Source organism: Xanthobacter dioxanivorans, from assembly GCF_016807805.1.
In the GTDB taxonomy this organism is placed as follows: domain Bacteria; phylum Pseudomonadota; class Alphaproteobacteria; order Rhizobiales; family Xanthobacteraceae; genus Xanthobacter; species Xanthobacter dioxanivorans.
The window spans coordinates 3733797-3756153 of the sequence record NZ_CP063362.1; the positions used below are offsets into that span (position 1 = coordinate 3733797).

Annotated in this window: 21 protein-coding genes and 2 pseudogenes; 9 read left to right on the plus strand and 14 right to left on the minus strand. The window is 69.8% G+C overall.

Annotated features, from left to right (window positions below; translation table 11 throughout):
* Positions 1 to 105 precede the first annotated feature (105 nt).
* The 4 genes from EZH22_RS17410 to EZH22_RS17420 all read left to right on the plus strand — a co-directional run bounded on the left by EZH22_RS17410 (position 106) and on the right by EZH22_RS17420 (position 2919).
* Positions 106 to 930, plus strand: a complete 825-nt coding sequence (locus tag EZH22_RS17410) for a DUF2189 domain-containing protein (RefSeq protein WP_333473601.1) — start codon at positions 106 to 108, stop codon at positions 928 to 930.
* 107 nt (positions 931 to 1037) lie between these two features.
* A complete protein-coding gene (gene pcaD, locus EZH22_RS17415; RefSeq protein ID WP_203191786.1) occupies positions 1038 to 1814 on the plus strand; it encodes a 3-oxoadipate enol-lactonase in 777 nt (258 codons plus the stop codon).
* A gap of 140 nt (positions 1815 to 1954) precedes the next feature.
* Positions 1955 to 2089 carry a hypothetical protein gene (locus EZH22_RS32635; RefSeq protein ID WP_333473602.1) on the plus strand — a complete coding sequence of 45 codons (135 nt, stop codon included), beginning with the start codon at positions 1955 to 1957 and terminating at the stop codon, positions 2087 to 2089.
* Positions 2047 to 2919 carry a cation diffusion facilitator family transporter gene (locus EZH22_RS17420; RefSeq protein WP_333473603.1) on the plus strand — a complete coding sequence of 291 codons (873 nt, stop codon included), beginning with the start codon at positions 2047 to 2049 and terminating at the stop codon, positions 2917 to 2919. The genes EZH22_RS32635 and EZH22_RS17420 overlap by 43 nt, the downstream gene beginning before the upstream one ends.
* Here the strand turns inward: EZH22_RS17420 and EZH22_RS17425 are convergent, their stop codons facing one another.
* From EZH22_RS17425 to EZH22_RS17450, 6 genes are all read right to left on the minus strand, one after another.
* On the minus strand, positions 2920 to 3150 hold the full coding sequence (locus EZH22_RS17425) for a formate dehydrogenase subunit delta (RefSeq protein WP_203191788.1): 231 nt from the start codon (positions 3148 to 3150) through the stop codon (positions 2920 to 2922).
* Positions 3140 to 4024, minus strand: a complete 885-nt coding sequence (gene fdhD, locus EZH22_RS17430; protein WP_231711548.1) for a formate dehydrogenase accessory sulfurtransferase FdhD — start codon at positions 4022 to 4024, stop codon at positions 3140 to 3142. The genes EZH22_RS17425 and fdhD overlap by 11 nt, the downstream gene beginning before the upstream one ends.
* Positions 4025 to 4286: 262 nt before the next feature.
* A complete protein-coding gene (fdhF, locus tag EZH22_RS17435; RefSeq protein WP_203191789.1) occupies positions 4287 to 7127 on the minus strand; it encodes a formate dehydrogenase subunit alpha in 2841 nt (946 codons plus the stop codon).
* Between the two features lie 13 nt (positions 7128 to 7140).
* On the minus strand, positions 7141 to 8703 hold the full coding sequence (locus EZH22_RS17440; RefSeq protein ID WP_203191790.1) for a formate dehydrogenase beta subunit: 1563 nt from the start codon (positions 8701 to 8703) through the stop codon (positions 7141 to 7143).
* Positions 8703 to 9197: a formate dehydrogenase subunit gamma gene (locus EZH22_RS17445; protein ID WP_203191791.1), complete on the minus strand. Its 495-nt coding sequence runs from the start codon at positions 9195 to 9197 to the stop codon at positions 8703 to 8705. The genes EZH22_RS17440 and EZH22_RS17445 overlap by 1 nt, the downstream gene beginning before the upstream one ends.
* Positions 9198 to 9475: 278 nt before the next feature.
* Complete coding sequence (locus EZH22_RS17450; RefSeq protein WP_203191792.1) at positions 9476 to 10405, minus strand: LysR family transcriptional regulator; 930 nt, start codon at positions 10403 to 10405, stop codon at positions 9476 to 9478.
* Between the two features lie 133 nt (positions 10406 to 10538).
* Here EZH22_RS17450 and EZH22_RS17455 point away from each other — a divergent pair, with 133 nt between their 5' ends.
* The 3 genes from EZH22_RS17455 (at position 10539) to EZH22_RS17465 (ending at position 12125) form a co-directional block, all read left to right on the plus strand.
* Complete coding sequence (locus EZH22_RS17455) at positions 10539 to 10835, plus strand: hypothetical protein (protein WP_203191793.1); 297 nt, start codon at positions 10539 to 10541, stop codon at positions 10833 to 10835.
* A gap of 156 nt (positions 10836 to 10991) precedes the next feature.
* Entirely contained in the window at positions 10992 to 11150 is a 159-nt protein-coding gene (locus tag EZH22_RS17460) for a hypothetical protein (protein WP_203191794.1), read from the plus strand.
* A 249-nt stretch (positions 11151 to 11399) separates the two neighbouring features.
* A complete protein-coding gene (locus EZH22_RS17465; RefSeq protein WP_203191795.1) occupies positions 11400 to 12125 on the plus strand; it encodes a DUF2865 domain-containing protein in 726 nt (241 codons plus the stop codon).
* Between the two features lie 42 nt (positions 12126 to 12167).
* Here EZH22_RS17465 and EZH22_RS17470 read toward each other — a convergent pair whose 3' ends face one another.
* The 3 genes and pseudogenes from EZH22_RS17470 to cysQ all read right to left on the minus strand — a co-directional run bounded on the left by EZH22_RS17470 (position 12168) and on the right by cysQ (position 15397).
* The gene (locus EZH22_RS17470) at positions 12168 to 13469 is read right to left on the minus strand and encodes a coiled-coil domain-containing protein (protein ID WP_203191796.1); all 1302 of its coding nucleotides are present in this window, start codon (positions 13467 to 13469) and stop codon (positions 12168 to 12170) included.
* Positions 13470 to 13728: 259 nt separating this feature from the next.
* A pseudogene (locus EZH22_RS17475) lies at positions 13729 to 14393 on the minus strand (DUF1134 domain-containing protein).
* A 167-nt stretch (positions 14394 to 14560) separates the two neighbouring features.
* The gene (gene cysQ, locus EZH22_RS17480) at positions 14561 to 15397 is read right to left on the minus strand and encodes a 3'(2'),5'-bisphosphate nucleotidase CysQ (protein ID WP_203191797.1); all 837 of its coding nucleotides are present in this window, start codon (positions 15395 to 15397) and stop codon (positions 14561 to 14563) included.
* Positions 15398 to 15606: 209 nt separating this feature from the next.
* On the opposite strand from cysQ, the pseudogene aat reads away from it, so the two are divergent.
* Positions 15607 to 16282, plus strand: a pseudogene (gene aat / locus EZH22_RS17485) (leucyl/phenylalanyl-tRNA--protein transferase).
* On the opposite strand, the gene EZH22_RS17490 reads toward aat, so the two are convergent.
* From EZH22_RS17490 to speB, 4 genes are all read right to left on the minus strand, one after another.
* Entirely contained in the window at positions 16216 to 16575 is a 360-nt protein-coding gene (locus EZH22_RS17490) for a DUF2155 domain-containing protein (protein ID WP_333473738.1), read from the minus strand. The pseudogene aat and the gene EZH22_RS17490 sit on opposite strands and share 67 nt — an antisense overlap.
* 379 nt (positions 16576 to 16954) lie before the next feature.
* On the minus strand, positions 16955 to 17365 hold the full coding sequence (locus EZH22_RS17495; RefSeq protein WP_203191798.1) for an NADH:ubiquinone oxidoreductase subunit NDUFA12: 411 nt from the start codon (positions 17363 to 17365) through the stop codon (positions 16955 to 16957).
* An 81-nt stretch (positions 17366 to 17446) separates the two neighbouring features.
* Positions 17447 to 18547: a calcium:proton antiporter gene (locus tag EZH22_RS17500; protein ID WP_231711021.1), complete on the minus strand. Its 1101-nt coding sequence runs from the start codon at positions 18545 to 18547 to the stop codon at positions 17447 to 17449.
* A 255-nt stretch (positions 18548 to 18802) separates the two neighbouring features.
* Positions 18803 to 19795: an agmatinase gene (gene speB, locus EZH22_RS17505; RefSeq protein ID WP_203191799.1), complete on the minus strand. Its 993-nt coding sequence runs from the start codon at positions 19793 to 19795 to the stop codon at positions 18803 to 18805.
* Positions 19796 to 20000: 205 nt separating this feature from the next.
* Here speB and EZH22_RS17510 point away from each other — a divergent pair, with 205 nt between their 5' ends.
* On the plus strand, positions 20001 to 21203 hold the full coding sequence (locus EZH22_RS17510) for a GGDEF domain-containing protein (RefSeq protein WP_203191800.1): 1203 nt from the start codon (positions 20001 to 20003) through the stop codon (positions 21201 to 21203).
* Between the two features lie 23 nt (positions 21204 to 21226).
* Here the strand turns inward: EZH22_RS17510 and EZH22_RS17515 are convergent, their stop codons facing one another.
* Positions 21227 to 22273: a hypothetical protein gene (locus EZH22_RS17515; protein ID WP_203191801.1), complete on the minus strand. Its 1047-nt coding sequence runs from the start codon at positions 22271 to 22273 to the stop codon at positions 21227 to 21229.
* Positions 22274 to 22357: the final 84 nt, after the last annotated feature.

Sequence of the window (22357 nt, forward strand, 5' to 3'; positions counted from 1 at the left end):
GAAGATGGGGTAGTATGGCGGCAATTCAGAGCCGCAGCGAGCGGCCCGGGCGGGGCGGATGCCTCTGGTTCGGGGCATCGGCCGCCCGGAAACGGGAGGAATGCCATGTTGCCTGCACCGGCGCCCACCCCATCCCCTGCCCAGCCTTCTGTTCACTACATGCCCTTCATCGATGCGGATGCTGCCCTGCGGGTGCGCCACATCGGCCCCGAGGACCTCGTCGCGGCCCTGCGCGCCGGGGTGGCGGATTTCAGGGCGCATCCGAGCCAGCTGTTCTTCCTGATGCTCATCTATCCGCTGGTGGGCCTGTTCCTTGCCCGCCTGGCCTTCAATCACGACGTCCTGCCGCTTCTCTATCCGCTGGTGGCGGGCTTCGCCTTCCTTGGCCCGATCGCCGCAGTAGGGCTTTATGAGGTGAGCCGCCGCCGGGAGGCGGGGCTGCCCCACGGCCTGCGCTACGCGCTGGAGGTGCGGCATGCGCCCACCTTCGGCGCCATCGCCATGATCGGCTTCGTGCTCATGGTGATCTTCCTCGTCTGGCTTGTGGCGGCCATGGGTGTCTACCGCTGGACCTATGGCGCCTATGTCCCGCACACCCTCGCGAGCTTCCTGTCCGATGTCACCTCGACGCGGCACGGCCTGAAGCTGGTTATCGCCGGCAATGCGGTGGGCCTCCTGTTCGGGCTGCTCGCCATGGCGGTGTCGGTGGTGTCCCTGCCGCTGCTGGTGGATCGCCCGGTAACCCTCGCCTGCGCGCTGCGCACGTCGTTCCGGGCGGTGGCGGTCAATTTCTGGACCATGCTGCTGTGGGGAATGATCGTCGCCGCCGCGCTCGCGGCCGGCAGCCTGCCGTTCTTCATCGGGCTCGCCGTGGTGCTGCCGATCCTCGGCCACGCCACCTGGCATCTTTATCGCCGGCTGGTGCCGTAGCGGCCAAGGCAGCAGCCAAGGCAGCAGCCAAGCCGGCGGCGAGGCTTGCGTCGCCGATCGAAGGCGCTACACCTCTTTTGGCATACTGAATCCAGAAGAGGTGCGCGGTGCCGCTCATCGACCTTTCGGGGGAGCGTTTCCATGTGGAGCTGGCGGGGCCGCAGGATGCCCCGCCGCTGGTGCTCGCCCACTCCCTCGGCTGCACCCTCGGCATGTGGGACGAGGTGGCGCCGCTCCTGGCGCAATCCCGCCGGGTGATCCGCTACGATGCCCGCGGGCATGGGGAGAGCGTCGCCCCCGATCAGGTCTACGCCATGGGCGACCTCGGCCGCGACGTGCTGGCGCTCATGGACCAGCTGGGAATTGCGCACGCGGATTTCTGCGGGCTCTCCCTTGGCGGCATGGTGGGCCAGTGGCTGGCGCTGAACGCGCCGCAGCGGCTGACCCGGCTGGTGCTCGCCAATACCACCGCCCACGCCGGGCCGGCCCGCTTCTGGGACCAGCGCATCAAGGCCGTGCGCCGCGACGGCGTCGAACCCATCGCCGATTCCATGATCGACAGCTGGTTCACGCCCGATTTCCGGGCGCGGGCGCCGGAGCGGGTCGCATCCGTGCGGGCGATGGTGGCGGGCACGCAGCCGGCCGGCTACATGGGCACCAGTTGCGCCATGCGTGACATGGACTTTCGCGCCGGCCTCGATCGCATCCGCACGCAGACCCTGGTCCTCGTCTCCGACGCCGACCGCTCCACGCCGCCAGCCTGGGGCGAGGCCATCGCCGCCGCCATTCCCGGCGCACGACTGGAGCGGCTGCCGGGTGGGCATCTCTCCGCCGTCGAGCAGCCGGAGGCCTTCGTCGCGGCGGTGGCGCGGTTTCTCGGCTGACGACGGGTGCGGCCGAGAGAACAGGTGACTCGCGCGCTCGGCTGTGGAACATGCGCGGCGGACGTGACCTGAAGCACGGGATGTGTGGGGGACAAGCATGACGGCGCCCGCAGGAGGCCCGGCGGCCTCGCACGATGATCATGACCACGATCATCCGCACGGCGATGGTCATGCGCATGACCATGCAAGCCATGATCATTCCGGGCACGGGCATGCCGGCCACGCCCATGCGGTGCCGGATTCCCTTCGCGCCTTTGCCATCGGCGCGGCGCTGAATTTCGGCTTTGTCGTCGTCGAGGTGATCTTCGGCCTCTACGCCGGGTCCCTGGCGCTGCTCGCCGATGCTGGTCACAACCTCTCCGACGTGCTCGGCCTCGTGCTGGCCTGGGGCGCGGCGTGGCTGTCGCGCCGGGCGCCGACGCGGCTGCGCACCTATGGCTACGGCCGCTCCTCCATCCTCGCGGCGCTGGCCAATGCCATGATTTTGCTGCTGGGCACGGGCGGCATCGTCCTCGAAGCTGTCTCGCGGCTGTCGCACCCCGAGCCGGTCCAGACCGGCATCGTCATGGTGGTGGCGCTGGTGGGCGTTGCGGTGAACATGGGCACGGCGCTCATGTTCATGGCCGGCCGCAAGGGCGACCTGAACGTGCGCGGTGCGTTCATCCACATGGTGGCCGACGGCGCCGTCTCCCTCGGCGTGGTGGCGGTGGCCGGGGCGATTGCGCTCACCGGATGGCTCTGGCTCGACCCGCTGGTATCGCTCGCCATCGCCGTCGCCATCATCGCGGGGACCTGGGGGCTGCTGCGCGACAGCGTGAACCTCGCCATGGACATGGTTCCCGGCGGCATCGACCCGGAGGAGGTGGAGGCCTTTCTCGCGGCGCGGCCGGGGGTGAGCGAGGTGCACGACCTGCACATCTGGGGCCTCAGCACCACCTCGGTCGCCCTGTCCGCGCACCTCGTGCGGCCGGGCGCGGCTCTCGACGACGATTTCCTCGGCGAGACCTGCGCCGAACTGAAGGCGCGCTTCGGCATCGCCCATCCGGTGCTGCAGGTGGAGGAGGGGCACCTGCAGTGCGCCCTCGCCCCGAAGGACGTGGTCTGATCAGGCCGCCTTCGCCGGGCGGAGCCCGTCGAGGGCTTCCCTCGCGATGGGCGAGAGGCCCTCGCCGCCATGGGCGATGTGCTCCGCGATCTTGGCCCGCATGCGCGGGTCCCAGAATTTCTGGATATGGATGCGCGTCGCTTCCACGGCCGCCTCGTGCTTCTGCATGGAGAAGGCGGTGGCGATCTGGTTCGCCATGTAGACGAGCTTTTCGGCGGTGCTATGCGACATGGTCCTGCCGTTCCGATGGAATGAGCGCGATGCGCCCGGGATGGGTGAAGACCTCGAAGCCGTCGGCGCGCACGATGGCGCAGAGCGTGATGCCCGCCGCCGCCGCCGTGCGGATGGCGAGGGAGGTCGGGGCCGAGACGGCGGCGATCACGCCAACGCCGAGCACCGCCGCCTTCTGCACCATCTCGATGGAGACGCGGCTGGTGAGCAGGAGCAGGCCGCGGCTGGTATCGAAGCCCGCTTCGGCCGCCTTGCCCACCAGCTTGTCGAGGGCGTTGTGCCGGCCCACGTCCTCGGCCAGCGCCAGCACACCCCGGCCGGGCTCGAAATAGGCCGCGGCATGCACGGCGCGGGTCTCGTGGTTGAGGCTCTGGAGCGGCCCGAGCGCGGCCATGGCGTCGAGCACGGCCGCGGGGGAGAAGAGGCCCGCGGCATCCACCAGCGCCGCCGGCTTCACCGCCTCGACGAGGCTCTCCACCCCGCACAGGCCGCAGCCCGTGGGGCCGGCCAGAGCGCGGCGCCGGGCGGAGAGATGCTTCATCTTCTCCTCGGCGATCCACATGCGCGCCTCGATGCCTTCCTCCACCACGATCACCTCGCGGGACAGGATCTCGGCGGCCGAGGCCACGATGCCCTCGGTGAGGGCGAAGCCGAGGGCGAAATCGGCGATGTCCGTGGGGCTCGCCATCATCACCGCATGGGTGGTGCCGTTGAAGGTGAGGGCGACGGGCACCTCCTCGGGCACCGACCGCTCGCCCGAGGACACGGTGCCATCGCGCACCTGCACGCGCGCCACCCGCCGCGCCGGAGGGGGCGGGGGCAGATCCTGCGGCAGGTCTTGCGGCAGGGCGCAGGCGGCGGGCTGGTCGGGCATGTCGATCATGTCATCGGTTCACATGGGGCCAGGCACTGATCCTGGAAGGGTAAGCCCTTCTCCGCCCGCAGAGGAAGGCTTCGAGGCCAAGGCGGCGCCTCGTTGCCGGGCGTTTCGAAAAGGCAGGCGGCCTGCCCTGTGTGGCCCCAGCGACCGGATGATGGGCCTGTTCCGCCGGTTACCGGTCGAAACCGTGATGCCCGGCCGTCTGGATGGCCGGGACAAGCCCGGCCATCACGCGTCTTGTAAGTTGCGCCCGCCCTCACTCCGCCGCTTCGGCGGCGATGCGGCGGGAGGTGCGCGAGAGGTTCTCGTACTCCTCCTGCCATTGGGTGGGGCCGTTGGACGGCGAGACCTGCACCGCGGTCACCTTGTATTCCGGGCAGTTGGTCGCCCAGTCGGAATAGTCGGTGGTCACCACGTTGGCCTGCGTCACCGGATGGTGGAAGGTGGTGTAGACCACCCCCGGCGCCACCCGGTCCGAGATCACCGCGCGCAGCGAGGTGGAGCCGGCGCGGCTGTCCAGCTTCACGAAGTCGCCGTCGCGGATGCCCCGGTTCTCGGCGTCGTGCGCGTGGATCTCCAGCACGTCCTCGGCATGCCAGACGGAGTTTGCCGTGCGGCGGGTCTGGGCGCCCACATTGTACTGGCTGAGGATGCGTCCGGTGGTGAGCAGCAGCGGAAAACGCGGACCGGTGCGCTCGTCGGTGGGCACGTACTCGGTGAGGATGAACTTGCCCTTGCCGCGCACGAAGCCGCCGATGTGCATGATCGGCGTGCCTTCCGGCGCCTTGTCGTTGCACGGCCACTGCACCGAGCCCATCTCGTCGAGCTTGGCATAGTTCACGCCCGCGAAGGTGGGGGTGAGCGCCGCGATCTCATCCATGATCTGCGAGGGGTGGGTGTAGGTCATGGGGAAGCCCAGCGCATTGGCGAGGAGCTGGGTGACCTCCCAGTCGGCATAGCCGTTCTTCGGTGCCATCACCTTGCGGATGCGCTGGATGCGCCGCTCGGCATTGGTGAAGGTGCCGTCCTTCTCCAGGAACGAGCAGCCGGGCAGGAAGACGTGGGCGTAGTTGGCCGTCTCGTTCAGGAACAGGTCCTGCACGATGAGGCATTCCAGCCCCGCAAGGCCGGCCGAGACGTGCTTGGTGTCGGGGTCGGACTGGAGGATGTCCTCGCCCTGCACGTAGAGGCCCTTGAACGTGCCGTCCACCGCCGCATCGAACATGTTGGGGATGCGCAGGCCCGGCTCGTCGTCCAGCGGCACGCCCCACAGGGCTTCGAACGTGGCGCGGGTGGCGTCGTCCGAGATGTGGCGATAGCCCGGCAGCTCGTGCGGGAAGGAGCCCATGTCGCACGAGCCCTGCACGTTGTTCTGGCCGCGCAGCGGGTTCACGCCGACGCCGTTGCGGCCCACATTGCCGGTGGCCATGGCGAGGTTGGCGATGGCCATCACCGTGGTGGAGCCCTGCGAATGCTCGGTGACGCCGAGGCCGTAATAGATGGCCCCGTTGCCGCCGGTGGCGTAGAGCCGGGCCGCGCCGCGCACCAGGGCCGGGTCGACGCCGGTATACTTCTCCACCGCTTCCGGCGAGTGGCGCTCGTCGGCGACGAAGGCGGCCCATTCCTGGAATTCGTCCCAGTCGCAGCGCTCGCGCACGAACGCTTCGTTCACCAGGCCCTCGGTGACGATGACATGGGCCAGCGCGGTGACGATGGCGACGTTGGTGCCGGGCTTCAGCGGCAGGTGGAAGGATGCCTCGATATGGGGCGAGCGCACGATGTCGGTGCGGCGTGGATCGACCACGATCAGTTTCGCCCCGGCGCGCAGCCGCTTCTTGAGGCGCGAGCCGAACACCGGGTGCCCGTCCGTGGGGTTGGCGCCGATGATCAGCACCACGTCGGAGGCTTCCACGCTGTCGAAGTCCTGCGTTCCCGCGGAGGTGCCGTAGGTCTGCGACAGGCCGTAGCCGGTGGGCGAGTGGCAGACACGGGCGCAGGTGTCGACGTTGTTGTTGCCGAAGCCGCCGCGGATCAGCTTCTGGACGAGGTAGGTCTCTTCATTGGTGCAGCGCGAGGAGGTGATGCCACCCACCGAGCGCTTGCCGTATTTCTCCTGGATCCGCTTGAACTCGGAGGCGGCGTAGGCGATCGCCTCCTCGTAGCTCACCTCCTTCCACGGCTCGTGGATGGAGGAGCGGATCATGGGCTTGAGGATGCGGTCCTTGTGGGTGGCGTAGCCATAGGCGAAGCGGCCCTTCACGCAGGAATGGCCGCGGTTCGCCTTGCCGTCCTTGTAGGGCACCATGCGCACCAGCTCGTCGCCGCGCATCTCGGCCTTGAAGGTGCAGCCGACGCCGCAATAGGCGCAGGTGGTCACCACCGAATGCTCGGGGGTGCCGATCTCGAACATGGCCTTCTCGTTCAGCGTGGCCGTGGGGCAGGCCTGCACGCAGGCGCCGCAGGAGACGCATTCCGAGGTGAGGAAGGGCTCGTCCATGCCGGGCGACACGCGGCTGTCGAAGCCGCGGCCGGAGATGGTCAGCGCGAAGGTGCCCTGCACCTCCTCGCACGCCCGGACACAGCGATTACAGACGATGCACTTCGACTTTTCGTAGGTGAAATAGGGGTTGGACTCGTCCTTCCCCATCTTGGTGTGGTTCTCGCCCTCGTAGCCGTAGCGGACCTCGCGCAGGCCGACGACGCCGGCCATGTCCTGCAGTTCGCAGTCGCCGTTGGCGGAGCAGGTCAGGCAGTCCAGCGGGTGGTCGGAGATGTAGAGCTCCATCACCCCCTTGCGGATCTGCTTCAGCCGCTCGGTCTGGGTCTTCACCACGATGCCGTCCATCACCGGCGTGGTGCAGGAGGCCGGCGTCCCGTTGCGGCCCTCGATCTCCACGAGGCAGAGGCGGCAGGAGCCGAAGGCCTCGATCATGTCGGTGGCGCAGAGCTTGGGAATCTGGTTCCCCGCCTCCATGGCCGCGCGCATGATGGAGGTGCCTTCCGGCACCGTGATGCTCATGCCGTCAATGGTGAGGGTGACCAGCTTCTCGGATTTGGAAGCCGGCGTGCCGTAGTCGATTTCGTGAACGAGGGACATGGCGTTCCTCCAATTATTCTGCGGCGGCCGGCAGCTTCGGCGCGGCGCCGAAGTCTTCCGGGAAATGAGTGAGGGCGCTCATGACCGGGTAGGGCGTGAAGCCGCCGAGCGCGCACAGGGAGCCGAGCTTCATGGTGTGGCAAAGGTCGGTGAGGATCGCGAGGTTGGCCTCGCGCCGCTCGCCGGCGATCACCTTGTCGATGATCTCGACGCCGCGGGTGGAGCCGATGCGGCACGGGGTGCACTTGCCGCAGCTCTCGTGGGCGCAGAATTCCATGGCGAACTTGGCCATGCCGGCCATGTCCGCAGTGTCGTCGAACACCACGATGCCGCCGTGGCCGATGAGGGCGTCGCGCGCGGCGAAGGCCTCGTAGTCGAACGGCGTGTCGAATTGCGACACCGGCAGGTAGGCTCCCAGGGGTCCACCCGCCTGCACCGCCTTCACCGGACGCCCGGAGAGGGTGCCGCCGCCGATCTCGTTGACCAGCTCGCCCAGCGGGATGCCGAAGGCGGTCTCGAACAGCCCGCCATACTTCACGTTGCCGGCGATCTGGATGGGCATGGTGCCGCGCGAGCGGCCCATGCCGAAGTCGCGGTAATACTTGCCCCCCTTGTCCAGGATCACGGGGATGGTGGCCAGGGAGACGAGGTTGTTGATGACCGTGGGCTTCTGGAACAGGCCCTTGTGCGCCGGCAGCGGCGGCTTGGCGCGGACCAGGCCGCGCTTGCCTTCCAGGCTCTCCAGCAGCGCGGTCTCCTCGCCGCACACATAGGCCCCGGCGCCCATGCGCATTTCCATGTCGAAGGACAGGCCCGAGCCGAGGATGTTTTCGCCGAGCAACCCCGCCTCGCGGGCCTTCTCGATGGCCTTCTCCATCACCACGAAGGCGAGGGGATATTCGGACCGGGAGTAGACGTAGCCCCGGGTGGCCCCCACCGCCAGGCCGGCGATGGTCATGCCCTCGATGAGGCAGAAGGGGTCCGCTTCCATGATCAGGCGGTCGGCGAAGGTGCCGCTGTCGCCCTCATCGGCGTTGCAGACGATGTAGCGCTGGTCGGCCGGTGCGGCCGCGACCGTGCGCCACTTGATGCCGGTGGGAAAGCCGGCGCCGCCGCGGCCACGCAGGCCGCTGTCCACCACTTCCTCGACGGTGGCGGCCGGCCCGAGGGTGAGCGCGCGCTCGAGCCCGCGATAGCCGCCATGGGCCTTGTAGTCGGTGAGGGACAGGGGATCGATGATGCCGATGCGGGCAAAGGTGAGGCGGGTCTGCCGCTTCAAGTAGGGGATCTCGTCCACCACGCCGACGCACAGGGGGTGGTCGGCGCCGGTGAGGAAGCCGCCATGCAGCAGGTCGTCCACATCGGAGGGCTTCACCGGGCCGTAGCCGACGCGGCCAAGCTCGGTCTCGATCTCCACCAGGGGCTCCAGCCAGAACAGGCCGCGCGAGCCGTTGCGGACGATGTCGGCGGTGATGCCGCGGGCGAGCAGGCCGGCCTCCAGCTTGCGGGCGACGCGGTCGGCGCCGCAGGCCACTGCGGTGGCGTCGTTGGGGACGAAGATGCGGTGGGATTTCATCAGGCGTCTCCGAAGCTGGTGCCGTTGGCGACGCAGTGGGCGATGTCGTCGATGACCTCGCGGTCGAGCCGGCCCACGAGCCTCCCGTCCACCAGCGCGGAGGGCGCGCAGGCGCAGAGGCCGAGGCAGTAGATGGGCTCCAGCGTCACCCGTCCGTCAGTGGAGGTCTCGCCCATGTCCACGCCGAGCTTCTCCTCCGCATAGGCGGCGAGGGCCTTGCCGCCCATGGCCTGGCATGCCTCGGCGGCGCAGAGCTTCACCACGAGCCGGCCGGGCGGCTCGCGGCGGAAGTCGTGATAGAAGGTGAGGACGCCATAGACCTCGGCACGGGAGAGGTTGAGGGTCTCGGCGATCATCGGCACGGCCGGGTCCGGCACGAAGCCGAAGGTTTCCTGCAAGGCGTGCAGGATGGGCATGGTGGCGCCCTCGAGGTGCCGGTGCTCCGCGATCACCTGCGCCGCGCGCTCGGTGCTCCAATCCTCAAAGACCGCCATGGACGTCTCGCTTTCCCGAAAGGCGCAAAGGGCGCTGCCGCCACTTCGTCTTGCTTGCGGGAAAGTCTGTCACATGCGGCCTTTCAATCAAGGCAGCTGTGGGATGTTGCGATAGAACATCTCTATCAAAATTAGCGGTATCTTTGGAGCTTGTGGCCAGAACAAAGGCGCCGGGCTGCGTCAAACGCGTCAGGCTGGGATGGTTCTTGGTATATTGATCGTGTTTCTCTATGCCCCGGCGGCTCCGGAACGGCCGCTCCGCCGGTTCGCCGGGGAAATTATTGCATCGCAGCAATCGCTGGATCGGCGACGGCGCCCTGTTCGAGCTTGGGTGCGATGCGGCGCGCTTCGGCCACCAGGGCGGCGGTGATGGGCGTGGTGGGCTCGCGGTGCGGCACCACGAGGCCGATGGAGTGGGAAATTTCCGGCTCCACGATGGGGATGGACCGGACCACGGATGTGAGGCCGAGCGAATCTGCCAGCATGGCCGGCATCACGCTGGCCCAAAGGCCGGTGCGCACATGGGTGAACAGCACCACCATGGAATTGGATTCGAGCGTGGGCTTGGCGCTTGCCCCGGCGGCGGCGAGCAGGCTGTCGACGATCCGGCGGTTCTGCATGTCCGGGGTGAGCAGGGCGAGCGGAAGCTCCGCCACCTCGGCCCAGGTCACGCTGTCGCGGTCGCCAAGGTGCGCCTGAGGCGAGGTGACGAGCCGGTAGCGCTCGCGATAGAGCGGCACCGTGTTCACCCGACCCAGCGGCTCGTTGTCGAGATAGGTGATGCCGGCGTCGATCTCGAGATTCTCCAGGTGGTTGAGAATCTCGATGGAGGTGCGCGAGATCACCGTGAACCGCACGTCGGGATGGCGGGCGCGGAACGGCGTGGTCAGCGCCGCCACCATGGGCAGGGCGGTGGGAATGGCGGCGATGCGCAGGGGGCCGGCGAGGCCGCGCTTCAGCGCGTCGATGTCCTGGCGCATGGCGCGCGCATCGGCCACGATCCGCCGGGCCCATTCCAGCGTCCGCTCGCCCTCGGGCGTGAACCCCATGAAGCGCGAGCCGCGCTGCACCAGCAACACGCCCAGCGTGTCCTCCAGCTGCTTGACGCCGGCGGAGAGGGTCGGCTGCGTCACCCCGCAGGCTTCGGCGGCGCGTCCGAAATGGCGCTCCCGGGCGAGGGCGATCAGGTATTCGAGCTTGTCTATCATGGTTCCATATCACGGTGCCGGCGGGTGCCGCGCAAGGCGCTATCGTTGCCGCAGCGCAGCGGTGGGCGCCGCGCGCTTGAGCAGGGCACCTCTTCCCGCTATCCCGGCGCGACGGCGTCGATGGAGGTGGATCGTGCGGCACAAACTTGCGACCCTGGCGTTTACCGCCTGCATCTGGGCGGCAGCCTGCGGCGCCGCTGCGGCGGGGGCGGCGAGCCCCGGCATCGCCGGTGCGGTGGATCTGCCGGGCGCGGAGCCAGTTCCGGTGCGGTGGGTCTGCAATGACGGGCGCTGCCTCTGGCAGCCCCACTCGCGGGTGCGCGTGCCGGTCTATGCGCAAAGCTGGGGCCCGCCCACGCGGCCGAACTGCTCTTACATTCGGCGCGTGGGACCGCAGGGGCAGGCGCACTGGCAGCAGGTGTGCCGATAACGGCAACGGTCAAGCCGGCTGATTCGACTGCGAAACGCTCTCGGAAACGTGACAGAAATGTGTTGGAACCCGGAGGCGGGTATTAACATTTCATTAACGCTCGTCTCCAGTGCGGCGGACCGGAGGGGGAGCGGAATGGGGAAAGGGAGTCCCGCCATGCCCGGCTTGGCTCATGGTTCTGTTCTAATCTCGCTCGTTGCTATGCTTTTCGCCGCCGTGCTCGTGGCGACGCCGACACTCGCGGTCCTGACGCATCCGCAGGAACGCCCGGTGGAGACGCCGCGTCCCGTCATGATGCAGCCCGCCCTCGCCTGATTCGGCGAGCGCCGTGCATTTTCCTGTTGATCACAAACCGGTGATCGCTTGAGCTTGGCCGCTTGCACGTTGCCGAAAGGTGAGATGTGGAGCGACAGCAGGCGCGGGAGAGGAGTGCCCGTCGCTTCTGAATAAAGAATTCGGGAGGGGGCTTTGGGGAAACGAACGATCCCGGGCGAAGGGTGGCGCGACCACGCGCCGACGCGGGCGGTTCCACGATCTGCCGGCCCTTCCGCCGGCCGGCTCATCTTGGCAGCGGCGCTGCTGTGCGGAGTCGGCTTCGCGGGCGAGGCGCAGGCGCAGGGCGCGCGGACCACCTTCTTTGCCAGGCCATCTCCGACGTCCCCCATCGAAGGCTTCTTCTCGATGTTGTTTGGCGGCATGCGTGCAGCCCCGCCGCGTCCGGCATTCAACCAGCCTTCGCTCGCGCCGCTGCCGGAGCTGCGGGAGGGCGGTTCCGGCGGCTACGTCGCCGCCGGATTCTGCGTGCGGACCTGCGATGGGCGGTACTTCCCGCTCCAGGGCCGGCCGAATGGCGCGGGGGACCCGGACGCGCTGGCCCAGTGCAACGCCTTCTGCCCGGCCGCCCGGATGGCGGTCTACACCACCTCCGATACCGCGCGGGGCATCGATCTGGCCGTGTCCAGGGATGGGGCCCCCTATTCGGAGATGCCCAACGCCTATGTCTATCGCCAGCGACTGGTGGACGGCTGCACCTGCACCGGTGGCCCGCGCATCGGCGGGCTGGCGAAGATCGACGTGATGCGCGACCCGACGCTCAAGCGCGGTGACGTGGTAATGAGCCGCGACGGCAGCCGCGTCTTTGCCGGGGCCGGGACGAAAGTGGCGGCGCGATCGGGGGCAGGCGGGGGGATGCCCTACCAGAAGGCGGATTTCGTCACCCCCGCGCAATTCCCCGAGCTTCCTCGCGACATGCGCGCCCGGCTCGACGAATTGACCGTCGCCTCGCGCTGAGACGTGCGCCGAAGGGGGAAGGCGACGGCGGAGCTTGCGGGCTCAGAGGGCGGCGGCGCGGCTGCGCGGTTTGCTGACGGGCGGAGCGTCCTCGTCCTCGCCCTCGTCTCCCTCCAGCCCGGCATCGGCCGTCGCATGCGTGGCGACCGGTTCCGGCGGTGCTTCGGCGTCGAGCAGTGTGCGGATGCGGCCGGCAAGGCCGTCGGCAGATCCGTCCACCAGAGCGGGGATCGGCGAGGCCGCCCCTTCGAGGCGCGCCGTGAGCGCCACCAGACGCGCCGCGACATCGCTCACGCTGTCACGCAAGGCCTCCAGCCCCTCGGCCGCGAGGCGAGGTGCCGGCGCCCCGCTTGCTTCGCGGCCCGGGCGACGCATGGCGTCCTCCATCAGGGCATGATCGGCGCGCAGCATGTGCAGCGTGTCGGCGAGGCGGCGGTTCTCCGCCTCGGCGGCGGCGAACTCGGTGGCCCGGCGCTGCTCGAAGGCGTGCACGACGGCCCGGTTCGCGTCGAGATCGGCTTCGGCGACGGCGAGGGCCGAGGCGAGCCGGTCCCGCTCGGCTTCGAGGCCGGCGATGGCTTCCCGCCGCTCGTCGCTCTCCTTCCCCCTATGTGCAAGGGCGGACTGGATTTCGGCGAGGTCGGTGGTGAGACGGGTCGCCACCTCGGCCGCCGTGATCCGGGCCTTGGATGCGGCCAGGCGTTCCGCCTCCAGGGTGGCGGTGGTCTCTTCGAGCCGTTGCGTGGTCGCAGCGAGATTGGCGCGGAGCGCCGCCACATCGCTCTCCAGAGCCGTGATGCGGGCGCGTTCGGTGACGAGGGTGGCCTCGCGCGTCGCCAGCGTGGCGGCGAGCTCGCGGGACTGCGCATCGAGGGTCCGGTGGGCCTCTTCGAGCGCGGCGAGGGCGCTGAGGCGGCCGGCGAGGTCCTCTTCCACCCGCGCAAGGGTGGCGGTGCGATCTGCCAGCTGGTCCTGCACCTCGCCGAGCAGCACATCCCGTTCGGCGCTGGTGCCGGTGAGGAAATCATGCCGCTCCTGAAGGGCCTTGAGCGCGCCCTCCAGGTCGAAGATCCTCTGACGCTGGGTTTCGATCGCCGCGGCGTGGGACACGATGGTCTCGCGCATCGCGTCGGTCTGAAGCTCCAGGCGCCGCTGGTTGAGGGCGAAGAAGGCCCGCTGCTGGTCCTTATCCGCCTGCACTTCGAAGACGGAGATGGGGACGGCGGCTTCCACGCGCTTCGTGGTGAGCCGGACGGCGCGGTGCCACACGGCGGGCAGCACCAGCAGGGCCACCAGCGTCGCGATCAGCACGCCCAACGTGAAATACATGATCTGTTCGATCACGCGCGCACTCGCCCTTCGCCTTGAGCCGGTCCGGCTGGCCCGCCCTTTCGGACGGTGCGGCAGGGCCGTCACCCGTTCCCGTTCGCCCTCCGCAGGCGGTCGGCGCCGAACTGATTCCGGAACCCCCGCGCTGCGGCATTCGTCTCATTCATGCCATGGCCGGGACGCCGCCGCCAGCGGCGCCGCGCAGACCGAGCCGCGTACGCCGGGCGCGGGCGCAAAGCCGGTACCGTGATCCCGCCCTCGTGGAACGTTCCGTTCAGAAGGGGTTCCAGGTGGGGCTGGGCGTGAACTTGAGATAGCCCAGATTGGCGCCGAGCCGCACCCCCACGCCCGAGCGGATGGGCACCACCACGATTCCATCGGCGCCCAGCGCGGTCATGCCGAAGCCGGCAACCAGATAGGCCGAGCCGGAAATGCCCCGAAGCGGCGGAAGATGTCCTCCACGCTGCGCATGTTGTAGACGAGAATCATGGTGCGGGCGCCGTCGCCGCCGAAGTCCCAGCCCACCGAGGGACCCTGCCAGTAGATCTTCAGGTCGCCGGCATTGCGGGTGTAGAGCACGCCCTCGCCGTAGCGCAGCCCGCCGATGAAGGCGCCCGCGCCCTCCTGGCCGAGGATGTAGCCGTTGGGCTGGCCCCACTGGCTCACCGCCTTCTCGATGGAAAGGGCGAGGCCGCGCGAGACGCTGCCGAAGAAGGAGTGTCCCTTACTGACCAGCTCGTTGGTGGAATAGTTCTGCGGCGGGGCGCCCTGGGCGCCTTGGGCATGGGCCGGCGCTCCGGCGAACAGGGCGGCGAGGCCGAGGACGAGGCCTGCGAGCCCCAGCGCCAGGCGTTGCAACACGGATCGCCGGGACAAGGCCGACGAGACGCTGGCGCCCGGGAAGCGCGCGGTCTTGGGGAAGCTCGAAGAAAATCGCATGGCTGGATCTCGCGGTGGGCTTCGACGGCGGGGCTTCGACGGGGCGGGGATGGGCAGCAACGAATCGCTGCGATTATGGCCATCACTATGACACCGGAAAGGCGCGCAGCAGCTTGTGCCGGCGCGTTGCGCGGCAATCACCATCATGGTTGCGGAATTATTCAGGCTCAGCTCGCCGCGGCGTGGAACGACCGGTGTCCCGCACCCCAGGCGACGAAGCCGCGGACCTTGAAGCCGGCTTCCGCGTGACCGTAGGTGAGGGGGCTCCCGTCGGGCCGCGTCACGCGGCCGCCCGCTGCCACAACGAGGGCGTGGCCGGCGGCGCTGTCCCATTCCATCACCGTTCCGAGGCGGGGATAAAGATCCACCTTGCCCTCGGCGAGGAGGCCGAACTTGAGGGCCGAGCCCGCCGGGATCCGTTCGGCCACCTCGTAGCGCTCGATGAGCGCGTCGGTGGCGGGATCGCCGTGCGAGCGGCTCGCGGCCACCACGATGGGGCCGTTCGGCACCGTGCGGCAGGCGATGGGCGTCCAGTCCTGCGCATCGACGGCGGCGCCGGGGGCGCGGATGGCGCGGAAGGCCGCCCCCGGCCGCCCGGCGAACAGCAATGCCCGGGCCGGGGCATAGACGACGCCGAGCACCGGCGTGCCGTCCTCCACCAACGCGATGTTCACCGTATACTCGCCGTTGCCGGAGATGAATTCGCGGGTGCCGTCGAGGGGATCCACCAGCAGGAAGCGGTTGCCGCAGGTGACGCTGGCGCCGGCCGCCATGGCTTCCTCCGCCACCACCGGCACCCCCGGCAGGAGATGGGCGAGGGCGGCGCAGATGATGGCCTCGGCGGCGTGGTCCGCCTCCGTCACCGGGCTCGCATCGGCCTTGCGGCTGTGGGAAATGCCCTCGGCCTCGATGCGGCGGATGGCGACGCCCGCCGCAAGGGCCGCCTCGGCGAACCCCGCCAGCAGAGCGGCATCGGTGGGTGCGGGCGCGCGGGAGAGGGTCATGGCGGGGACTTCGCGTGAAGGACGGATGCGCCGTGTCTAGAGTGCGATCCGTCCGGGTGGAAGTGGAATCGCGCCCGTCCGGGCGCCGGCCCCGCCCGGGGCGGGCGAGGGATGCGCCGCTCGGGCCGGATCGCACCCGAAGCGGGCAGAAGCCGCGCCGCGGAGGTGCGGTGCCACACGGACGCTCGATTTGCTGCTACTCTTTCCGCATGAGCCGGCTGAGCGACCAGATCGTCGAGATCACCCCGAGGTGCTGCTGAAGGCCTATGCCTGCGGCATCTTCCCCATGGCCGAGAGCGCCGACGACCCCGGCCTCTACTGGATCGAGCCCGAGCGGCGGGGCATCATCCCCTCGACGGCTTTCGCATTTCCTCGCGCCTCGCCCGGACGGTGCGCTCCGACAAGTTCGAAATCCGCGTGGACTACGACTTCGACGCGGTTCTGGACGGCTGCGCCGAGCCGCAGGACGGCCGTGAGAAGACCTGGATCAACGACCGCATCCGCAAGCTCTACGGCGAGCTCTTCGTCCGCGGCCGCTGCCACACGGTCGAGGCCTGGCACGATGGCCGCCTGGTGGGCGGTCTCTACGGGGTGAGGCTCGGCGCCGCCTTCTTCGGCGAGAGCATGTTCCACCGCGAGCGCGACGCCTCGAAGGTGGCCCTCGTCCACCTCGTGGGCCGGCTGATCGCCGGCGGCTTCCGCCTGCTCGACACCCAGTTCGTCACCAGCCACCTGAAGACCTTCGGCGCCATCGAGGTGTCACGGCGCCAGTATCACCGCCTGCTCGACCACGCGCTCCAGGCGGAGGCGGATTTCTATCACTGGCCGGCGGGGCGGGCGGTGACCGGGGCGGCCGCTTTGCAGCCGATCAGCCACACGTCGTAAATGGGGTGCTCCACCGCATGCAACCCCGGGCTGGAGGCGAACATCCAGCCGGTGAAGATGCGTTTGGCCTGACCCTGCAGCGTCACTTCGTTCACCTCGGCGAAGGAGGTGGTGTTCTGCGTCTCGGTGGCGGGACGCGTGTAGCACACGCGCGGCGTCACCTGCAGCGCGCCGAACTGGGCGGTCTCGCCCATGGCCACGTCGAAGGTGGTGGTGCGGCCGGTGATCTTGTCGAGCCCGGCAAAGACCGCAAAGGCGTTGGGGATCTTCTGCGTCGGCGGCTGCACCACCATCACGTCGCCGCCCTCGTCCGGCTTCGGCTGCTGGGCCGCGCCGGGGGCTGCGGGGGCCGGCGGAACCGGCGGGGGCGTGCCGGTGCCCGGCGGGCGCGCTGCGCCGGGCGGCGGCCGCTGCGGCGCCGTGGCTCCGGGTGGGGGAGGGGCATCTGCTCGATCACGCCGCGCCCTTGCCCGATCGTCTGCGCGACCGCCTGCGGGGCCCAGCCGGCGGCGAGGGCCAGGGCGAGAAGCGGAACGGTGCGGATGGCGCGCATCAACTCATCAACCTGTGGGGAAGGGGCGGCCGGTCCGGGCCGCCTCCGGCGCGCGATCGGCGCGTGCCTGCCCTTCAGACCGCCTGAATCGGGCGGTGGCAAGGCGGCGCGGAACCGCGCTATTCGCCGGGGGTCCAGGCCTTGTAGTCGCCGGTGACGCGGGGACGAAGCCCGCCCGCCAGCACGGAGCCCTTCGGCCGGTAGGCGCCGGGCGTGCCGGTCATGTTGCGGCGATGCGGCTTCTGCCAGGAGAAGGCCGCGTAGTTTTCGTCGGTCGGCGGCGTATCCACGCGGTGATGCATCCAGCCCCACCAGCCGGGCGGGATGGTGGTGGCCTCCGCGTAGCCGGGATAGATGACCCAGCGGCGCTCGAAGCCGAGCGTGGGGTCGATCTTGCCGCCCTTGGTGCGGAAATAGCGGTTGCCGAACTCGTCCTCGCCCACGAACTCGCCGAACCGCTTGGTCCACCACATGGTGCCCACGGTCTGCTTGTTCCACCAGGTGAAGATGTAGAGCAGGAAATTCTTCACGGCTCGCGCCCCGTTCAAATTCGGCCGGACCATGCCATCTGGCCAACGGCCTGTCCACCGCCGCGCAGGGGCCCGCCGCGTTTATGGCAGGAACAGCAGCAGCACATAGACGCAGAACACGATGAGATGCACCGCGCCGTTGAGCGCATTGGTCTTGCCGGTGCCGAAGGAGAGGATGGACAGGACGAAGGTGAGCAGCAGCAGCGTGCGGTCCTCGTTGTCGAGGCCGAGCACCATGGGTCGTCCGATCAGCACGCTGATGACGGCCATGGCCGGGATGGTCAGGGCTATTGTGGCGAGGGCCGAGCCCAGCGCGATGTTGAGGGAGTGCTGAAGATGGTTCCGCGCCGCCGCGCGCACCGCGCTGATGCCTTCGGGCAGCAGCAGGAGCAGGGCCACGAGGGCGCCTGTCACAGCGTCCGGGTCCTCGAGCGCGAACTGGCCGAGGAAGTCCTCGAACGCCGAGGCCACGTGCCGGGACAGCGCCACCACCGCCACGAGGGACACGAGCAGCATGGCGAGCGCCACGAGGAACGGCGCCGTCGCGGGCGGGGCTTCGGCGTGCCCCTCGGGCTGGCTGCCAAAATGCTCCCGGTGCCGCACCGTCTGCATGTAGAGGAAGGCGGCGTAGAGCGACAGGGCGATGAACGACATGTAGAGCAGCTGCACCGTCGAGAACGCGCCGGAGGCGCCCTCCCGGGTCTCGCTCGGCAGGATCAGCAGCATCACCCCGAGCGCGATCATCACCGACAGGTAGCCGGACACGCCCTGCTGCTGGATGGTCTGCTCACGGTGCTTCAGGCTGCCGAGCAGGAGGCACAGGCCAACGATGCCAGTGTTCACGATCATCAGCACCGAAAGCACCGATTCGCGCGCCAGGGTCGGATTGTTGTCCTTGTTGAGCATCATGGAGGCGATCACGGACACCTCGATGACGGTCACGGACAAGGTGAGAAGCAGCGTGCCGAACGGCTGGCCCAGCCGCGCCGCCACCACGTCGGCGTGGGAGACGGTGCAGAAGGCCGCGGCGGCGAGCAGCATCACCGAGAAAAACGCCAGGGCGTCGGCCGCCAGCCCCTTGTGGCCGGGCGAGAGCTCCGGCCTGAGCAGGAACAGGCCCGCGAGCAGCAGGGCTGCCATCGGCAGGATATAGGTGGTCAGCCCCGGCCGGTTTCCCTTCACGCCAAGCTTCCCTCTCAGGCTGCCCAATTATGCCGCTGCGCACGGGCTGTCCCATATCCGGGTCGGGCCGGCAAGGCGGTACCATGCCTCACCGAACCGAAGGGGCGCCGGCACCATTCCCGCGCTGAGCCGGGCCCTGTCGTGAAGCGCGGGGTGGGGGCCTTGCCTGGAAGAGGCGGCCCGACCGTCCTCTCCCGGACGGGCCGGGGCGGGACGAGGGGTGACTTCAGGCCGGACCAGGGTGCGCCGCCGTCTCTAAAGCGAAATCACCGCCCCCTTCGCCTTGCGCTCGGCCAGCAGGCAGAAATAGACCGATGCCAGCGTCGCCCCTGCAAGCGCCGTGACCTCCGCGTGATCATAGGGCGGGGAGACTTCCACCACGTCGAAGCCCTTGAGGTCGAGCCCGCCGAGGCGGCGCAGGCAGGAGATGACCTCGCGCGTTGAGAGGCCGCCGCACACCGGCGTGCCCGTGCCCGGCGCGAAGGCGGGGTCCAGGGCGTCGATGTCGAAGGAAAGATAGACCGGCGCATCGCCCACGCGCTCGGCGATGCGGGTGGCGACGGCCGCCGGCCCGAGCTCTCCTGCGGTGAGGGCGTCGATGATCTCGATGCCGCAGGTCTGCGGCGCATGGGTGCGGATGCCCACCTGGACCGAGCGGTCGACCCGGATCAGCCCGTCCTTCACCGCGCGGGTGATCATGGTGCCGTGGTCCACCCGCTCGCCGCCGTCGTCCCACGTGTCCTGGTGGGCGTCGAACTGCACCAGGGCCACCGGCCCGCCGAGGCGGGCGGTGAGGGCGCGCAGGACCGGATAGGTGAGGAAATGGTCGCCGCCCAGGGTCACGAGGTGGGTGCCGCGCGCGTAGTGGGCCGCCGCCTGCGCCGTGATGGCGCCAGGGATTCCCGCCGGCAGGCCGTAGTCGAACACGCAGTCGCCGCCGTCGGCCACGTCCAGCGCCTCGAAGGGGTCGAAGCCGAAGGGATAGAAGGGATCGCCGTCGAGGATCGAGGAGGCGGCGCGGATGGCCCGCGGTCCGAAGCGCGTGCCCGGCCGGTTGGACACCGCCACGTCGAGGGGCACGCCCCACACCACCGCCTCCGCCCCGCCGCCGTCACGCGCATACCGCCGCCGCAGGAAGGAGGTGACCCCGGAATAGTTCGGCTCGGTGGACTGGCCGTGCCGGAATCGGGCATCCAGCGCGCGGTCCACGGGACGGGGCAGATGCGGGTCGGACGGCTGCTCGGCCATGAAGCCTCCTCGAGGTTGCGCGACGGTGCGCATCATAGCGGTCCCGGCCGATGGCGTCATTGCTGCGCCACAGTCTCGTCCTTGGTTACAAAGCGCACGATGATTGAGCGGAATCGAAACGATGTTGCCGCTTGAGGTGCACACGTAATTGGTGCAGGAGTGGCGCGCCGATTGCAGTGCGTGCACGCAGGGGCGGGGCTCTTCCATGCAGTTTCATGTCCAGACCATGCTTGGGATTTCGGCGCTGGTCGGCGTGATGCTGGCGTCCATGCAACTTTTGGCTGCCGTGCGGTTGCGGGCGTCCCCGCTCGCCTTCTGGGGCCTGTCCAATCTCGCCTTGTCGGGCGGCTGCCTGGCCATCGCCGCCCGGCCGAGCATTGGCTTGCCCGTGAGCGCGCTGGCGGGCAACGGGCTCGTCTTCCTGGGCATGGGGCTGCTGTTCAGCGGAATCCGCACGTTCGACGACCGCCCGGCCCATGTGACGTGGGTGCTTGCCAGCGCCGTCGCGGGCGCGTTGGCGCTCGGCGTATCTCTGGCCTTCGGCGACAACGCGCCCGACCGCGTCAGCATCGCCTCCCTCATCGTTGCCGCCTGGGCCGGACTTTCCGCCGTGGCGCTGCTGGAGAGCTCCGGCTCCGGGCCGGTGATGTCCCGCCTGCCCGCCGGCCTGCTGATGGCGGGGATCGCGTCGATCTTCCTTTTGCGCGGGATCGCCGCGCAGTTCGGCTATGGCGGCGCCCTGCATCCGCTCGATACGCCGGCCGAGCACGGCACGCTGGTCGTGAGCCTCGGCCTCGCCGTGGCCTGGAGCTTCGGCAGCCTGTTCATGGTGCTGGAGCGTCTCGCCTCCGTGGACGACCTCACCGGCCTGCTCAACCGGCGCGCCACACTTCAGCGGGCGGTGCATTTCCTCGGCGTGGCGAAGGCCCGGCGCATTCCCCTTTCGGTGCTGCTGGCCGACCTCGACCATTTCAAGTCGGTGAACGACCGTTTCGGCCACGAGACCGGCGACGCCGTCCTGCGGCATTTCGCCCTGCTCATGCCGGGGGCTGTGCGCCCGTCTGACATCGTGGGCCGATATGGCGGCGAGGAATTCTGCATCGTCCTGCCCGGCGCGGACGAGAAGGGCGCGCATCTGACCGCCGAGCGGCTGCGGGCGCTGGCGGAAGAATGCCTCGTTCGGGTCGAGGGGCGCGATACCAGGGTCACCCTCTCCGTCGGCGCCGCCACCTTCCTGCCCAGCGGGCCGGACCTCGCGGACGTTTCAGAGCTCATCAACACGGCCGACGGCGCGCTTTATGCGGCCAAGGCATCGGGCCGCAACTGCGTTGTCAGCGCGCGCCAGAATGCCCTGCGGGTCACCGGCGCCCGGCCCGGGCCCCGCATCGCCGCAGGCCCCGCCGCCTGAGGCGGCACGGGGCGCGGCGCGCCTCAGTCCGGCATGAGACGGCCGCGATAGACCACGTCCTCGCCCGGCCCGCTGCCGGGGAGCAGCGCCCGGGCCGCCGGCTCGCGGGTGACGAGGACCTCCGATGCCCGAAGCCCGCCGGCCCCCATGCGAGCGAGGGCCGGCGCGCGCTCGGACAGCATCGTGGTGAAGGCGCCGAGCAGCAGCGTTCCGCGCGTCTCGGTGACGAGCCAGAGGCGGTAGGTCTGCCCGGGGTCCGGCTCCGGCGCGAAGGCGCGCACGTGGAAAGCGCCGCTGACCGGATCGATGCGCAGGGCGATGGCCGGCTGCGTCTGGGTGGCGCGCAGCACGCCGACCCATTGTCCGTCGTCCGGCCAGAACCAGGTGCGATAGGCGACGCCGGCTCCGAGGCCGAGGCACAGGACCAGCAGCAGCGACGCCGCCACCTGCCAGCGCAGCACCTGCCGGTGCAGCATTTGCCGGGCCGTCGCAGCTGGGTCGAGGGGGCGGGATTGCGCCTCGCCCGCAAGGTCGCTCTGCCCCGTCAGGAAGGCGGCGGCCGGGCCGCCGTCCTCGGGCTCCGGCAATGCGGAGACGCTGCCGGAGGCGACCGCCTCGGCCCAGGAGGGCAAGGGCTGGGCCTCGGCGCCCGAGCCATCGCTGGCCAGGGGCTCATCGTCCGGATCGGCGCCGGATGGCGGCTGTTCGGCGGGTGGCGCAGCGTCCGGGAGGATGGCCTCCGGTCCGGCTTCGGGCGGTGCGGGATCGGCGGGGGAGGGGGCCGCGAGCGGGGTCTCGGCCGGGCCCTCGAACGCGGCGGCGGTCGCCGGTTCGACCGGGCGGTCGCCGCCCTCAGGCGCCTCGGAAGGCGCGGCGGCCGCATCCGACACCGGCCCCGACACTCCGTCGGCATCGCCCGTGTCGGGCAGGGTCAAGCCGATGTCGGTGTCGGCTGCCGGGGGAGCGTCCTGTCCCACGGCCGCGGCCGCCTCTGCGCCCGCCTCCTCCTCGGCCGCCGGGGGCTGCGGCGGCGAGGGGGGCGCGCGGAGCAGCGCCAAGGTGGCGGCCACGGCGGTTGCCCCCGGAGGGCTTGCCGCCGGGGGACTTGCCAGCGGGGGACTTGCCGCCGGAAGACTTGCAGCCGGGGCGCCTGC

What these genes read in the sequence shown, in the direction of transcription:
- EZH22_RS17425 (WP_203191788.1), bottom strand. Translation starts at nt 3,150, where the DNA reads ATGTCGCATAGCACCGCCGAAAAGCTCGTCTACATGGCGAACCAGATC.
- speB (WP_203191799.1), bottom strand. Translation starts at nt 19,795, where the DNA reads ATGGCCGAGCAGCCGTCCGACCCGCATCTGCCCCGTCCCGTGGACCGC.
- EZH22_RS17450 (WP_203191792.1), bottom strand. Translation starts at nt 10,405, where the DNA reads ATGATAGACAAGCTCGAATACCTGATCGCCCTCGCCCGGGAGCGCCAT.
- EZH22_RS17460 (WP_203191794.1), top strand. Translation starts at nt 10,992, where the DNA reads ATGCCCGGCTTGGCTCATGGTTCTGTTCTAATCTCGCTCGTTGCTATG.
- EZH22_RS17410 (WP_333473601.1), top strand. Translation starts at nt 106, where the DNA reads ATGTTGCCTGCACCGGCGCCCACCCCATCCCCTGCCCAGCCTTCTGTT.
- fdhD (WP_231711548.1), bottom strand. Translation starts at nt 4,024, where the DNA reads ATGCCCGACCAGCCCGCCGCCTGCGCCCTGCCGCAAGACCTGCCGCAG.
- EZH22_RS17490 (WP_333473738.1), bottom strand. Translation starts at nt 16,575, where the DNA reads ATGGTGGTGCAGCCGCCGACGCAGAAGATCCCCAACGCCTTTGCGGTC.
- EZH22_RS17440 (WP_203191790.1), bottom strand. Translation starts at nt 8,703, where the DNA reads ATGAAATCCCACCGCATCTTCGTCCCCAACGACGCCACCGCAGTGGCC.
- EZH22_RS32635 (WP_333473602.1), top strand. Translation starts at nt 1,955, where the DNA reads ATGACCACGATCATCCGCACGGCGATGGTCATGCGCATGACCATGCAA.
- cysQ (WP_203191797.1), bottom strand. Translation starts at nt 15,397, where the DNA reads ATGACCCTCTCCCGCGCGCCCGCACCCACCGATGCCGCTCTGCTGGCG.
- fdhF (WP_203191789.1), bottom strand. Translation starts at nt 7,127, where the DNA reads ATGTCCCTCGTTCACGAAATCGACTACGGCACGCCGGCTTCCAAATCC.
- EZH22_RS17510 (WP_203191800.1), top strand. Translation starts at nt 20,001, where the DNA reads ATGCAGTTTCATGTCCAGACCATGCTTGGGATTTCGGCGCTGGTCGGC.
- EZH22_RS17445 (WP_203191791.1), bottom strand. Translation starts at nt 9,197, where the DNA reads ATGGCGGTCTTTGAGGATTGGAGCACCGAGCGCGCGGCGCAGGTGATC.